This is a genomic window from Streptomyces sp. NPDC048420, assembly GCF_040651535.1.
GTDB lineage: Bacteria > Actinomycetota > Actinomycetes > Streptomycetales > Streptomycetaceae > Streptomyces.
This window is the reverse complement of record NZ_JBEZKG010000008.1, coordinates 187,521-201,076: the sequence shown is the minus strand read 5'-3', so window position 1 is coordinate 201,076 and position 13,556 is coordinate 187,521. Positions and strand designations below refer to the sequence as shown.

Sequence of the window (13,556 nt, the reverse complement as noted above, 5' to 3'; positions counted from 1 at the left end):
TGCTGCTAGGTCTCCGTGCCCTGGGGTTGCCCGGCGGCGAGCAGGCGGAGCGGGTCCAGGTCGGCGACGACGAGGGTGCCGGGGCCGGTGCGGACCAGGCCCTGTTCACGCAGCAGACGCAGGGCCTTGGCGACGGCCTCGCGGGTGGAGCCCACGGACGCGGCCAGTTCGTGCTGTGCGAGGGGCAGCCGTATGGTCACGGCCTCGTTCTCCAGCCGGCCGGTGCGGTCGGCGAGTTCGACCAGGCGCTCGGCGAGCCGCTGCAACACCGTCATGGAGGCGAGGGACCGGCGCTCGTGGTCCGCGCTGCGCAGGCGCTCGGTGAGCTGGATCGTCATCAGCGCGTTGGCGTGCGGCCGGGAGGCGAGAAACCGCCGGAAGCGGTCACCGGGGACGACCAGGCCGGTCACCGGGCCGAGGGCGCTGATCGAGGCGCTGCGGGGGCGGCCGTCGAGTGCGGCCATGTCGCCCACGGCCTCGCCGGCCCGCCGCAGGGCCAGGATCAGTCGGCCACCGCGATCGGTCGACGTCCAGACCGTGCACCAACCGCTGAGCAGGACGACCACGAACGTGGTGCGGTCGCCCTCCGCGAGAACCATGTCGTACGGCGGGTACTCGTGCCGGGTGCCGAGGCTCGACAAGGCCTCCCGGTCCGCCGGGCCCAAGCCGCCCAAGAAGGTATGCCGCTCTCCGAACAGCCCCACCGTCGTCCCCCGTACCGCTCTCCCCCGAACCGAACCGCAAGCGGAACCTCAGGCGCCCCATGGATCCGTCCTCGCCCGCGTTTCCCGCCAGGCAAGGATCTCAGCGTAGCGCTCTGGGCACGGGATGTGCTGTCCGTTACCGGAACGGAGCCCGAACCTTCACAGCAATACCCCCAGGGGGTATATAGTTGACCGCGCTGTCGAAGGATCCGTCACCTGATACCGGGGGTCAGCCATGGACCACGAACACGCCGCACACGGTCACACCGACGCCGCACCGTCAGGCACCACCTGGGCCATCGCCGTTCAGGCGACCCTCCACTGCCTCACCGGCTGCGCCATCGGCGAGGTGCTCGGCATGGTCATCGGGACCGCGCTCGGCTGGGGGAACGTACCCACGACCGTCCTCGCGGTCATCCTGGCCTTCTTCTTCGGCTACTCCTTCACCCTGCGCGGGGTCCTGAAGGCCGGCATGGGCTTCCGGGCGGCCCTGCGGGTGGCACTGGCCGCTGACACACTGTCGATCGCGGTGATGGAGCTGATCGACAACGGCGTGATCGCACTGTGGCCGGACGCGATGGACGCGGAACTCGCCGACGTGCTGTTCTGGGCGTCACTGGCGATCTCGCTGGTCATCGCGTTCGTCGTCACGGTGCCGGTGAACAAGTGGATGATCGGCCGGGGCAAGGGGCACGCCGTGGTCCATCAGTACCACGGCCACCACTGAAAGACCTCACAGCTCCGGGCCGTCCCCCGGCTCCTCCTGGTAGGAGTAGCGCTGTTCCTTCCAGGGGTCGCCGACGTTGTGATAGCCGCGCTCCTCCCAGAAGCCCCGGCGGTCGGCGGTCATGTACTCCACCCCGCGGACCCATTTGGGGCCCTTCCATGCGTACAGATGAGGGACGACGAGACGGAGCGGGAAACCGTGTTCGGCGGTGAGCAGCTCGCCGTCCTTGTGGGTGGCGAAGATCGTCCGCGCGGAGGCGAAGTCCGCGAGGCGCAGGTTGGAGCTGAAGCCGTACTCGGCCCAGACCATCACATGCGTGACCGCCGGCGCGGGCGGGGCGATCTCCAGGATCGTGCGGGCGGGGACGCCGCCCCACTCGGCGCCGAGCATGCTGAACTTCGTCACGCAGTGCAGGTCGCCCACGACGGTGGTGTGCGGCAGAGCCGTGAACTCCTCGTGGTTCCAGCAGTGTTTCCCGCCGTCCGCGGTGGCGCCGAAGACCCGGAACTCCCAGCGCTCGGGCCGGAACCTGGGGACCGGGCCGTAGTGCGTGACCGGCCAGCCGCGCTGCAGCCGCTGCCCCGGCGGAAGCTCGGAGCGCGCCGCTTCTCCGCTCTCACGCTGCTCCGGCTGACCCATGCCTTCCATCCTGACAGACCTCGGCCAGTGCACATGACCAACGCCCACCCAAACCGGGCATTTAGAACTAAGCATGCCCTTACTTACTAAGTGAAGACTTACTGGACGATCTTCTTCACCGGTGCGAGGATGCGGCGCAACCTGCCAGTTCCCCACGGTTGGAAGGAGCCTCTGCGATGCAGGGCGACCCCGAGGTCATCGAATTCCTCAACGAGCAGCTCACGGGCGAGCTCACCGCGATCAACCAGTACTTCCTGCACGCGAAGATGCAGGAGAACTTCGGCTGGACGAAGCTCGCGAAGTACACGCGGCACGAGTCGTTCGACGAGATGAAGCACGCCGAGGTGCTCACCGACCGCATCCTCTTCCTGGACGGACTGCCGAACTACCAGCGGCTGTTCCACGTACGCGTGGGCCAGACCGTCAAGGAGATGTTCGAGGCGGACCGGCAGATCGAGGTGGAGGCGATCGACCGCCTCAAGCGCGGTATCGAGGTCATGCGCGCCAAGGGCGACATCACGTCGGCGAACATCTTCGAGTCGATCCTCGAGGACGAGGAGCACCACATCGACTACCTGGACACCCAGCTGGAGCTTCTGGAGAAGCTCGGCGAGGCGCTCTACATCGCGCAGCTGATCGAGCAGCCGGAGAGCTAGGCGGCCTCGTCCAGTTCCACGAGTTCAGGACGCTCGACGAGTTCAGGACGCGGGCACGCGCCCCGGCCCAGGATCGCCTGGATGCGCCGCACACAGGAACCGCAGTCGGTGCCCGCCTTGCAGGCGGAGGCTATCTGGCGCGGCGTGCAGGCGCCGTTCTCCGCGTGCTGCTTGACCTGCGTCTCGGTCACACCGAAGCAACTGCAGACGTACACGCGGATTCACCTCCGGCCGGGATCGATAAGGCTAACCTAACCTTACCCGGTGCCGGGTGAGCGCAAAAGTGGCGTGGGGCGCGGATCGTATGTGATCCGCGCCCCACAGCCGTCTCAAGGACTCACTGGTCCCTGTACATCTCCGCGACGAGGAACGCCAGGTCAAGCGACTGGCTGCGGTTGAGCCGCGGGTCGCAGGCCGTCTCGTAGCGCTGGTGCAGGTCGTCGACGAAGATCTCGTCGCCGCCGCCCACGCACTCGGTGACATCGTCACCGGTGAGCTCGACGTGGATGCCGCCCGGGTGGGTGCCGAGGCCCTTGTGGACCTCGAAGAAGCCCTTGACCTCGTCGAGCACGTCGTCGAAGCGGCGGGTCTTGTGGCCGGAGGCCGCCTCGTAGGTGTTGCCGTGCATCGGGTCGGTGATCCAGGCGACGGTCGCGCCGGACGCGGTGACCTTCTCCACCAGCTCGGGCAGCTTGTCGCGGACCTTGTCGGCGCCCATACGGACGATGAAGGTCAGCCGGCCGGGCTCACGGTCGGGGTCCAGGCGCTCGATGTACTGCAGCGCCTCCTCGGCCGTGGTCGTCGGGCCGAGCTTGATGCCGATCGGGTTGCGGATCTGCGAGGCGAACTCGATGTGCGCGTGGTCCAGCTGCCGGGTGCGCTCACCGATCCACACCATGTGCGCGGAGACGTCGTACAGCTGCCCGGTGCGGGAGTCGACGCGGGTGAGCGCCGACTCGTAGTCCAGCAGCAGCGCCTCGTGCGAGGAGTAGAACTCGACGGTCTTGAACTCCTCCGGGTCGGTCCCGCAGGCCCGCATGAAGTTCAGCGCGTTGTCGATCTCCCGGGCCAGCTGTTCGTAGCGCTGGCCGGAGGGGGACGACTTCACGAAGTCCTGGTTCCAGGCGTGCACCTGGCGCAGGTCGGCGTAGCCGCCGGTGGTGAAGGCGCGCACCAGGTTGAGCGTGGAGGCGGACGCGTTGTACATCCGCTTCAGGCGCTCGGGGTCCGGGACGCGGGCCTTCTCGTTGAACTCGAAGCCGTTGACGGAGTCACCGCGGTACGTCGGCAGCGTCACGCCGTCGCGGGTCTCGGTGCCCTTGGAGCGCGGCTTGGAGTACTGGCCGGCGATGCGGCCGACCTTCACGACCGGCACCGAGGCGGCGTACGTCAGCACGGCGCCCATCTGGAGCAGGGTCTTGAGCTTGTTGCGGATGTGGTCCGCGGACACGGCGTCGAAGGCCTCGGCGCAGTCGCCGCCCTGGAGGAGGAACGCCTCTCCCTTGGCGACGGCCGCCATCCGGGCGCGCAGCTGGTCGCACTCGCCCGCGAAGACGAGCGGCGGATACGACTCGAGGTCCGCGATCACTGCGCGCAGAGCCTCGGTGTCGGGGTACTCGGGCTGCTGCGCCGCGGGCAGGTCTCGCCAGGTGTTGCCAGCGCTCGCGCTGGTCTTAGCGTTCACGGTCACGCCCTCCACATTACGGGGTCGTGTCGAGTCGTTTTCGCACGGCTCGACAGGTGAGACACGGCCCCGCTCAGGTGCGCATGGGGTAGGGTGCGTCGCATGTTCGCGCACTCGACCCAGAACTGGTGGTGGACCGCTCATCCGGCGGCCCACTGACTGCGCGTACGCAAGACTTCGCGAAGGCCGCCCGAGGGGCGGCCTTCGGCGTTTCCGGGGTCGTTCCTCACCATCGACAGCTGAGGAACCATGGACCTGACACAGCTCCTGCACGGCGATCGCCCTTTCGCCCTGCTCCGCCGCCGCACCCCCGGCCACGACGAGAACACCGTCGAACTGCTCATCGGCCCCGTCAGCACCTACGACCGCCTCGCCGACCTGCCCGACGAGGGCCTGGCGCTCGTCCCCTACCGCCAGATCCGCGAGCGCGGCTTCGACGTACGGGACGACGGGACGCCGTTGGCCGTGCTGACCCCCGAGGAGACCCACACCCTCTCCCTCGCGGAGGCCCTCGACCAGCTCCCCGCGCACGACGTCCGGGTCGAGAACGGCGGCTTCGACGTGGCCGACGAGGAGTACTCCGAGATCGTCGGCCGCGTGCTGCACGAGGAGATCGGACGCGGCGAGGGCGCCAACTTCGTGATCCGGCGGACCTATCAGGGCGAGATCCCGGGCTTCTCCAGAAGCGACGCCCTCGCGCTGTTCCGGCGGCTCCTGGTGGGCGAGCGGGGCGCGTACTGGACCTTCGTCGTGCACACCGGAGACCGCACCCTCGTCGGCGCGAGCCCCGAGGTGCACGTACGGATGACCGGCGGGACCGTCGTCATGAACCCGATCAGCGGGACGTACCGCTATCCCGCCGAGGGCCCCACCCCCGAGCACCTGCTCGACTTCCTCGCCGACGGCAAGGAGATCGAGGAGCTGTCGATGGTCGTCGACGAGGAGCTCAAGATGATGTGCACGGTCGGCGACATGGGCGGGGTGGTGATCGGACCCCGGCTGAAGGAGATGGCCCACCTCGCGCACACCGAGTACGAACTGCGCGGGAAGTCCTCGCTGGACGTGCGGGAGGTCCTGAAGGAGACCATGTTCGCGGCGACCGTGACCGGTTCGCCCGTCCAGAACGCCTGCCGGGTCATCGAACGGCACGAGGTCGGCGGCCGCGGCTACTACGCCGGTGCGCTCGCCCTGCTCGGCCGGGACTCCGGCGGGGCGCAGACCCTGGACTCCCCCATCCTCATCCGCACGGCGGACATCTCCACCGAGGGACACCTGAAGGTCCCGGTCGGCGCGACCCTCGTGCGCGGCTCGGACCCGGTGAGCGAGGTCGCGGAGACCCACGCGAAGGCGGCGGGGGTGCTGGCGACTCTCGGCGTACGACCGTCCCGGTCCCGTGCGGAGCACGCGCGCGTGGCTCTCGCCGACGACCCACGCGTGCGTGCCGCGCTCGACGGGCGCCGCACCTCCCTCGCGCCGTTCTGGCTGCGGATGCAGGAGCGGTCCGACGAGCTCGAAGGGCATGCCCTCGTGGTCGACGGGGAGGACACCTTCACGGCGATGCTCGCGCATGTGCTGCGGTCCAGCGGCCTTGAGGTGACCGTCCGGCGCTACGACGAGCCGGGGCTGAGGGAGGCCGTGCTCGCCCATGAGGGGCCGGTCGTGCTGGGCCCCGGTCCCGGTGACCCCTCCGACGGGACCGACCCCAAGATGCGGTTCCTGCGGGCCCTGACCGCCGAGGTGATCCAGGACCACCGGCACGGCGTCCTCGGGGTCTGCCTGGGCCACGAGCTGATCGCGGCCGAGCTGGGCCTGGAGATCGTGCGGAAAGAAGTGCCCTACCAGGGCGCGCAGGTGACGATCGATCTGTTCGGGCGGCCCGAGACCGTCGGCTTCTACAACAGCTTCGTGGCACGCTGCGACGACGAGTCGCTCACCGAACTCGCGGCACACGGCGTCGAGTTGAGCCGGGCCGGCAACGGTGAGGTGCATGCCGTACGCGGGCCCGGGTTCGCCGGCGTGCAGTTCCATCCCGAGTCGGTCCTGACGCTGGACGGCGCCACGGTCGTACGGGAGCTGATCGGTCAGCTGCGGAACACGACCGTGTAGGCGCCCGTTCGCGTCAGCCGAAGAAGACCCCCACCTCCGCGTACAGCTTGGGATCCACCGTCTTGAGCTGTGCCGTCGCCTCCGCGATCGGCACCCGCACGATGTCCGTCCCGCGCAGGGCGACCATCTTGCCGAAGTCGCCGTCGCGGACGGCGTCGATGGCGTGCAGGCCGAAGCGGGTGGCGAGCCAGCGGTCGAAGGCGCTGGGGGTGCCGCCGCGCTGGATGTGGCCGAGCACGGTCGTGCGGGCCTCCTTGCCGGTGCGCTTCTCGATCTGCTTGGCCAGCCACTCGCCCACGCCGGACAGGCGCACATGTCCGAAGGAGTCGAGCGACTCGTCCTTGAGGACCGCGTCGCCGTCCTTCGGCATGGCGCCCTCGGCGACGACCACGATCGGGGCGTACGAGGCCCTGAAGCGGGAGGTGATCCAGGCGCACACCTGGTCGACGTCGAAGCGCTGCTCGGGGATGAGAATGACGTTGGCGCCGCCCGCGAGGCCGGAGTGCAGGGCGATCCAGCCGGCGTGACGGCCCATCACCTCGCAGACCAGGACCCGCATATGGGACTCGGCGGTGGTGTGCAGCCGGTCGATGGCCTCGGTGGCGATGCCGACCGCGGTGTCGAAGCCGAAGGTGTAGTCGGTGGCGGAGAGGTCGTTGTCGATGGTCTTCGGTACGCCGACGCAGGGCACGCCGTGCCGGTCGGACAGCTCGGCCGCCACGCCCAGGGTGTCCTCGCCGCCGACGGCGATGAGCGCCTCGATCTCCCGCGCGGCGAGGTTCTCCTGGATCCGGCGGATGCCGTCCTCCTGCTTCAGCGGGTTGGTGCGGGAGGAGCCGAGGATGGTGCCGCCGCGGGGCAGGATGCCGCGCACGGCCGGGATGTCGAGGCGCACGGCGGCGTCCTCCAGTGGACCCCGCCAGCCGTCCCGGAAGCCGGTGAAGTCATAGCCGTACTCCTGAACGCCCTTGCGGACGATGGCCCGGATGACGGCGTTGAGGCCGGGGCAGTCGCCGCCTCCGGTCAGTACTCCGACGCGCATGGACAGTTCCCTTCGCCGCAGGTGCCTGACGAAGGGTCAGTGTGACGCGCGCCTCACTCGTCGTCGAGGCCTCGTTCGATGGCGTACCGAACCAGTTCCACCCTGTTGTGGAGTTGCAGCTTTCCGAGGGTGTTCTGCACGTGGTTCTGGACCGTGCGGTGGGAGATCACCAGGCGCTCGGCGATCTGCTTGTAGCTCAGGCCCTTGGCGACCAGGCGCAGCACCTCGGTCTCGCGCTCGGTGAGCTGCGGGGCCCTGGGCTGGTCGGGGTCGGTGGTGGGCGCGGGGTCGGTGGCCAGGCGGCGGTACTCGCCGAGGACCAGTCCGGCGAGGCCGGGCGTGAAGACGGCGTCGCCGACGGCCGTACGACGGACCGCGTCCAGGAGTTCCTCGGTCGACGCCGACTTCAGCAGATAGCCGGTCGCGCCCGACTTCACGGCCTCCAGGACGTCGGCGTGCTCGCCGCTGGCGGACAGCACGAGGACGCGCAGGGCCGGGTTGTGGCCGACGAGTTCCTTGCAGACCTGGACGCCCGGCTTCACCGGCAGGTTCAGGTCAAGCACCAGCACATCGGGACCCGCGGCCCTGGCCCGGCGTACGGCCTGGTCGCCGTCGCCCGCCGTGGCGACCACGTCGAAGCCGGACTCGGCCAGGTCCCGGGCCACGGCGTCACGCCACATCGGATGGTCGTCGACCACCATGACCTTGATCGGACCCTTGTCGCTCATCGCTGTCCTGCCTTCCCCCGTGAGGCCTTCGGTACTTTCAGTTCGACCTCCGTGCCCTGCCCCGGAGGCGAGATCAGCTCGGCGCTGCCGCCGAGGTCACGCAGTCGGCCCCGGATCGACAGGGCCACCCCGAGCCGCCCCTCCCCCTCGGCCTGGGCGAGCCGCCCCTCCGGGATGCCGGGTCCGTCGTCCCGCACGGTCACGATCACCTCGTCGGGTTCGTCCTCGACGAGGATCCACGCACGCGCGTGCTCGCCCGCGTGCCGGTGCACGTTGTCCAGGGCGGCCCCGACGGCCGCGGCCAGCTCACGCGCGGCGGGCGGGGGCAGCGGGACGGGGGCGCCGGGCTCGACCAGGGAGACCTTCGCCGAGGCGTACGGCATGAGCAGCGCGCGCAGATCGAGCGGACCGTCGTCGGGTTCTTCTTCTACGGCCCTGACGAGCGCCCCCTGCGCCATGTCCTCGGAGAGGCGGGAGACCGGGGCCGCCAGGCCGCCGGAGACCAGCGTGCGCAGCGCCACCTCCTGCTCGCCGGCCATCCGGCCCAGCTCGGCCGCCTCGCCGCCCATGACCGCGCCCCGGCGCTGCACCATGGCCAGCACCTGGAGGACGCTGTCGTGGATGTCCCGGGCCAGCCGCTCCCGTTCCCGGGTCGCCGCCTCGATCTCCAGGGCGCGGGCCAGGGTGCGCTCGGAGGCTCGGGCGACCTCGACGACGTAGCCGATGGCGATGGAGGCGACCCAGACGAGGATCACGTTGTGCACGGTGTCGCGGGCCGGGTGGCCGCGCTCGAACAGGTTGGCGGCGGCGACCGGCGTGGAGGCGACCGCGGCCCAGCGCCAGCCGCCCTTGATGGCGAACGCGAGGACCGAACCCGCGGTCCATATCGACGGCAGGGTGGGACCGCCGCTGTCGATGTGGTGCTGGTTGACGACGAACGGTGTCAGGACGATCCCGGTGAGCGCGATCGCGAGGTCGACGGCGAGGAAACGCTTGGTGCACGCGGCCGCGTTCTGGACGCGGGGCAGTGTGGCGAGCGTCCACACGCACAGGACGACGTAGTAGGTGATGGCGATGCCGGGCCGGTCGTACTCGTCGTACGCGGTGGCGAAGAGCCCCACCGCGTAGAGCATGGTGAGCACCCGGTACCCGGTCAGCGCACGCCACAGCGGCTGCTCGACCGACATGCGCATGACGCGTACCTGCTTGGCCATCTCCCCCACCCCAGGCTCCGACTGCCGTGTCCCAGGATCCTAGGACGTCGGCTGCTGGGGCTTGTCCTTCTCGGCCTTCGCGACAGCGGCCTTGGCGGCTTTCTCGGCCTTGGCGGCCTCGGAGATCTGCCTCTTGGCGGCGGTCGCGTAGATGTCGACGTACTCCTGGCCGGAGAGCTTCATGATCTCGTACATGACCTCGTCGGTCACCGCGCGCAGCACGAAACGGTCGTGCTCCATGCCCTGGTAGCGGCTGAAGTCCAGGGGCTCACCGATGCGGATGCCCGGCCGCATCAGCTTGGGCATCACCTTGCCCGGCGGCTGGATCTTCTCGGTGTCGATCATGGCGACCGGGATCACCGGGGCGCCGCTGGCGAGCGCCACGCGCGCGAGGCCGCCCGGCTTGCCCCGGTAGAGCCGGCCGTCCGGCGAGCGGGTGCCCTCGGGGTAGATGCCGAACAGCTCGCCGCGCTCCAGGACGTCGAGGCCGCTCTTGATCGCGGCCTCGCCCGCACCGCGCGCCCCGGAGCGGTCCACCGGGAGCTGGCCGACGCCCTTGAAGAAGGCGGCCGTGAGGCGGCCCTTCACTCCGGGCGTGGTGAAGTACTCGGCCTTCGCGATGAAGGTGACCTTGCGGTCGAGGACCGCGGGCAGGAAGAAGGAGTCGGAGAACGACAGGTGGTTGCTCGCCAGGATCGCGGCGCCCTCGGCGGGAATGTTCTCCAGGCCTTCCACCCAGGGCCTGAAGGCGACCTTGAGGGGCCCTCCGATGGCGACCTTCATCGTGCCGTACAACAACCGACTGCCTCCTGTTTCCGTGGATCAGACCTTAACCCGGGGACCTGGCAAACAGACCGACGGCCCTGGTCGGTGTCAGTGCGGTCGCGTACGGTGAACCACACCTGGACTTGCTCACGCTTCTTTCATGAACAGGAGACCTAGGTGCCGGTCCTCCCCGGAGCCGAGCCGTTCCGCCATGAGGGCGGGGAGGCCGGTGTCCTTCTCTGCCACGGCTTCACCGGTTCCCCCCAGTCACTGCGGCCCTGGGCCCAGCACCTCGCCGACCGCGACCTGACGGTCTCCCTGCCGCTGCTGCCGGGGCACGGCACCCGCTGGCAGGACATGGCACTCACCGGCTGGCAGGACTGGTACGCCGAGGTGGACCGTGAGCTGCGCGCCCTCAGTGAGCGCTGCACCTCCGTGTTCGTGGCGGGCCTCTCGATGGGCGGCACCCTGGCCCTGCGCCTGGCCGCCAAGCACGGGGACGCGGTGAGCGGGGTCGTGGTCGTCAACCCGGCGAACCGTATGCACGGCCTCGCGCCGTACGCCCTTCCGGTGGCCCGTCACTTCGTCCGTACGGCCCCCGGGATCGCCAGCGACATCAAGAAGGAGGGCAGCGTCGAGCTGGGGTACGACAAGGTGCCGCTGCACGCGGCGCACTCCCTGCGGACCTTCTTCCGGCAGGTCGACGGCGAGCTGCCGCAGGTCACCCAGCCGCTCCTGGTGCTGCGCAGCGCCCAGGACCATGTGGTGCCCGCGGCCGACTCCGCGCGCGTGCTGAGCCGGGTGTCCTCGACGGACGTAACTGAGATCGTGCTGGAACAGAGCTACCACGTGGCGACGTTGGACCATGATGCGGAGCGGATTTTCGACGAGAGCCTCGCGTTCATCGGCCGGCTCACCACCGGCATCGGCAGTGAAGGGACGGCCGCCCGTGGCTGAGCACGACTCCGACCGCGAAGACCGCGAGGGCCACGAGCCGGAGGAGCAGGGCGTCCCGTTCGACGAGGAGGCCGCCTGGGCGGCCATCGTCGCGGGGTACGGCGAGGAGCCGGCGGACCCGCCGGGCACGAAGCCGTTCAAGTCGGTCGAGGATCTCGCGCTCCTGGAGACCGAGACGAACGACGAGCCGGCGGCCGCGGAGAAGACGGAACCCAAGCCGAAGCAGGACGAGAAGCCGGCGAAACCGCTGGGCGGTTCCGTCTCCTTCGCGCCCGGCGTCGGCCCTCGCGACTACAGCACCGCGGAGCCCTCCGAGGACGACTTCGAGGAGGACGACGAGGGGCACTTCGTGCCGCCGGAGCCACCGCCGCTGCCGGCCGCCGACACCACCGCGAAGTTCGCGTGGCTGGGGGTGCTCGGCGGGCCGCTGCTGATGCTGGTCGCGGTGCTGCTCGGCTGGGAGATGACGTGGTGGCTGGCCACGGTGGGGATCGGCGGGTTCCTGGGTGGTTTCGTCACGCTGGTGACGCGGATGCGGGCGGACGACGAGGACGACGGGGATCCCGGGCGGGGCGCGGTCGTCTAGTGGGCGGGGAGCTTGAGGGTGGCCAGGACCGGAAGGTGGTCGGTGGCCGCCCTCAGGTCGTTCTCCGTGATCCCGGGGAGGTCCACGGGGACTCCGCAGCCGAGTACCTCGATGCCCTTCGTGGCGAAGATCGCGTCGATGCGCCGGTGGGGCTCGGTGCGGGTCCAGGTGTGTTCCCCGCCCTGGGGGCTGGTCGCCCAGCAGTCCTGGAGGTTGGCGGCGACGCGCTCGAAGGCGGGGCCGTCCGGGCGCTCGTTGAGGTCGCCGCCCGCGACGGCGTGGTCCACGCCCATGCCGGCGAGGCGGTCGAGGAGCGCACCTGCCTGGTCGTAACGCTCGTCCTTCTGCAGGGAGAGGTGACAGCTCACCACGCCGAGTCTGACTCCTCCTAGTCGTACGACGGCTGTGGCGAAGCCCCTTCGGTGCTCGCCGGGGGTGAGCGGGAGGAGGACGTCTTCCGTGCGTTCGACCGTGGCCCGCAGGTTGCACAGGATCGCCGGTCCCGCGGCTGTGCCGCCGCCGGTGAGGATGACCAGTCCTGAGGCTGACGCCAGCCTTGCGAGTTTCTTGCGCCAGCGGAAGAAGCGGGGAGCTTCCTGGATCAGTACGAGGTCTGGTGCGCAGGCGCTGATGACACGGGCGAGAGCGTCCGTGTCGTCGCGCATGGAGCGGATGTTGTAGCTCAGGACCTTGACCGGAACCATGTGGATCAATGTACGCCCAAGAGGGAGGGGCGCGAGGTGTGAGCGACACAGCCCCACGCCCCTGAGGAAGAACACTCACCGTTACATGATCGGGTCCGGCTCTCTCGCCAGGTCGGCCGCACCGACCAGGCCCGCCTTGTTGCCCAGTCGGGCCGCGATGACGTCGGCGACCGGGCGCCAGTTGCCGCCCACCAGCCAGCGCTTGTAGGACTTGCGGATCGGGTCCAGGACCAGTTCGCCCTCGTCGGACAGGCCGCCGCCGACGATGAAGGCGGAGGGGTCGAAGAGGGAGGCGAGGTCGGCGAGGCCCGCGCCGGCCCAGCGGGCGAGCTCACGGTAGGAGTCGACCGCGACCGGGTCGCCCTGGCGGGCGGCCATGGAGATGTGCTTGCCCTCGATGCCGTCGGGGCTGCCGTCGCCGAGACCGAGGAGGATCTCGGCGTTCTCCGGGGTGGCGTTGGCGCGCTGCTTGGCGTACCTCACCAGGGCACGGCCGGAGGCGTACTGCTCCCAGCAGCCCTGCGAGCCGCAGCCGCACAGGAGACCGTCCGGGACCATGCGGATGTGGCCGAACTCGGCGGCGACGCCGAAGTGGCCGCGGCGCAGCTTGTTGCCGATGATGATGCCGCCGCCGAGGCCGGTGCCGAGCGTGATGCAGATGACGTTGCGGTGGCCCTTGCCCGCGCCGAACTTGTACTCGCCCCACGCGGCCGCGTTGGCGTCGTTCTCCACGACGACCGGGAGACCGACGCGGGTCTCGACCTTCTCCTTCAGCGGCTCGTTGCGCCAGTGGATGTTGGGCGCGAAGTAGACCTCCGAGCGCTGGCGGTTGACGTATCCGGCCGCACCGATGCCCACGCCCACGATCTCGTGCCCGGCGCGCGCGCCCTCCACCGCCGAGGCGATGGCGTCCACGATGCCCTCGGGCGTGCCCGGGGTCGGCACCTTGTGGGTCGAGAGGATGTTGCCTTCCTCATCGACCACGCCGGCCGCGATCTTCGTGCCGCCGATGTCGACGCCGATGGTGAGTCCCATGAATCCCTC

At 69.9% G+C, this 13,556-nt stretch carries 16 protein-coding genes; 6 read left to right on the top strand and 10 right to left on the bottom strand.

Annotated features, from left to right (window positions below; genetic code table 11):
• Positions 1-5: 5 nt before the first annotated feature.
• A complete protein-coding gene (locus tag AB0D34_RS16355; protein ID WP_362661997.1) occupies positions 6-665 on the bottom strand; it encodes a Crp/Fnr family transcriptional regulator in 660 nt (219 codons plus the stop codon).
• Positions 666-939: 274 nt separating this feature from the next.
• Between AB0D34_RS16355 and AB0D34_RS16350 the strand changes: the two genes are divergently transcribed.
• Positions 940-1,431, top strand: a complete 492-nt coding sequence (locus AB0D34_RS16350) for a DUF4396 domain-containing protein (protein ID WP_362661995.1) — start codon at positions 940-942, stop codon at positions 1,429-1,431.
• 6 nt (positions 1,432-1,437) lie between these two features.
• Here the strand turns inward: AB0D34_RS16350 and AB0D34_RS16345 are convergent, their stop codons facing one another.
• Positions 1,438-2,070, bottom strand: coding sequence for a sulfite oxidase-like oxidoreductase (locus AB0D34_RS16345; protein ID WP_362661993.1), 633 nt, complete (start codon positions 2,068-2,070; stop codon positions 1,438-1,440).
• A 176-nt stretch (positions 2,071-2,246) separates the two neighbouring features.
• On the opposite strand from AB0D34_RS16345, the gene bfr reads away from it, so the two are divergent.
• On the top strand, positions 2,247-2,726 hold the full coding sequence (bfr, locus tag AB0D34_RS16340) for a bacterioferritin (protein WP_059197560.1): 480 nt from the start codon (positions 2,247-2,249) through the stop codon (positions 2,724-2,726).
• On the opposite strand, the gene AB0D34_RS16335 is transcribed toward bfr, so the two are convergent.
• The gene (locus AB0D34_RS16335; protein WP_362661991.1) at positions 2,723-2,941 is read right to left on the bottom strand and encodes a (2Fe-2S)-binding protein; all 219 of its coding nucleotides are present in this window, start codon (positions 2,939-2,941) and stop codon (positions 2,723-2,725) included. The two genes, bfr and AB0D34_RS16335, sit on opposite strands and share 4 nt — an antisense overlap.
• 122 nt (positions 2,942-3,063) lie before the next feature.
• The gene (locus AB0D34_RS16330; protein ID WP_362661989.1) at positions 3,064-4,416 is read right to left on the bottom strand and encodes a class II 3-deoxy-7-phosphoheptulonate synthase; all 1,353 of its coding nucleotides are present in this window, start codon (positions 4,414-4,416) and stop codon (positions 3,064-3,066) included.
• Positions 4,417-4,512: 96 nt separating this feature from the next.
• On the opposite strand from AB0D34_RS16330, the gene AB0D34_RS16325 reads away from it, so the two are divergent.
• Together AB0D34_RS16325 and AB0D34_RS16320 are read left to right on the top strand one after the other, a co-directional pair.
• Positions 4,513-4,569 (top strand): trp operon leader peptide, encoded by a 57-nt coding sequence (locus AB0D34_RS16325; protein ID WP_071528813.1) that lies wholly within the window; start codon positions 4,513-4,515, stop codon positions 4,567-4,569.
• A gap of 90 nt (positions 4,570-4,659) precedes the next feature.
• The gene (locus AB0D34_RS16320) at positions 4,660-6,516 is read left to right on the top strand and encodes an anthranilate synthase family protein (protein WP_362661987.1); all 1,857 of its coding nucleotides are present in this window, start codon (positions 4,660-4,662) and stop codon (positions 6,514-6,516) included.
• Positions 6,517-6,529: 13 nt separating this feature from the next.
• On the opposite strand, the gene AB0D34_RS16315 is transcribed toward AB0D34_RS16320, so the two are convergent.
• The 4 genes from AB0D34_RS16315 to AB0D34_RS16300 are packed head-to-tail and all read right to left on the bottom strand — an operon-like array spanning position 6,530 to position 10,298.
• Positions 6,530-7,558, bottom strand: coding sequence for a 6-phosphofructokinase (locus tag AB0D34_RS16315; RefSeq protein WP_362661985.1), 1,029 nt, complete (start codon positions 7,556-7,558; stop codon positions 6,530-6,532).
• A gap of 53 nt (positions 7,559-7,611) precedes the next feature.
• The gene (locus AB0D34_RS16310; RefSeq protein ID WP_362661983.1) at positions 7,612-8,286 is read right to left on the bottom strand and encodes a response regulator transcription factor; all 675 of its coding nucleotides are present in this window, start codon (positions 8,284-8,286) and stop codon (positions 7,612-7,614) included.
• Positions 8,283-9,500: a DUF5931 domain-containing protein gene (locus tag AB0D34_RS16305; protein WP_362661982.1), complete on the bottom strand. Its 1,218-nt coding sequence runs from the start codon at positions 9,498-9,500 to the stop codon at positions 8,283-8,285. The genes AB0D34_RS16310 and AB0D34_RS16305 overlap by 4 nt, the downstream gene beginning before the upstream one ends.
• 39 nt (positions 9,501-9,539) lie before the next feature.
• Entirely contained in the window at positions 9,540-10,298 is a 759-nt protein-coding gene (locus AB0D34_RS16300; protein ID WP_362661980.1) for a lysophospholipid acyltransferase family protein, read from the bottom strand.
• Positions 10,299-10,442: 144 nt separating this feature from the next.
• On the opposite strand from AB0D34_RS16300, the gene AB0D34_RS16295 reads away from it, so the two are divergent.
• Both AB0D34_RS16295 and AB0D34_RS16290 read left to right on the top strand, forming a co-directional pair.
• Positions 10,443-11,222 (top strand): alpha/beta fold hydrolase, encoded by a 780-nt coding sequence (locus tag AB0D34_RS16295; RefSeq protein WP_362661978.1) that lies wholly within the window; start codon positions 10,443-10,445, stop codon positions 11,220-11,222.
• The gene (locus AB0D34_RS16290) at positions 11,215-11,808 is read left to right on the top strand and encodes a hypothetical protein (protein WP_362661976.1); all 594 of its coding nucleotides are present in this window, start codon (positions 11,215-11,217) and stop codon (positions 11,806-11,808) included. The genes AB0D34_RS16295 and AB0D34_RS16290 overlap by 8 nt, the downstream gene beginning before the upstream one ends.
• Here AB0D34_RS16290 and AB0D34_RS16285 read toward each other — a convergent pair.
• Positions 11,805-12,512 (bottom strand): endonuclease/exonuclease/phosphatase family protein, encoded by a 708-nt coding sequence (locus tag AB0D34_RS16285; RefSeq protein WP_362661974.1) that lies wholly within the window; start codon positions 12,510-12,512, stop codon positions 11,805-11,807. The genes AB0D34_RS16290 and AB0D34_RS16285 overlap by 4 nt on opposite strands.
• An 81-nt stretch (positions 12,513-12,593) precedes the next feature.
• A complete protein-coding gene (locus AB0D34_RS16280; RefSeq protein ID WP_362661972.1) occupies positions 12,594-13,547 on the bottom strand; it encodes an ROK family glucokinase in 954 nt (317 codons plus the stop codon).
• Between the last annotated feature and the right edge of the window lie 9 nt (positions 13,548-13,556).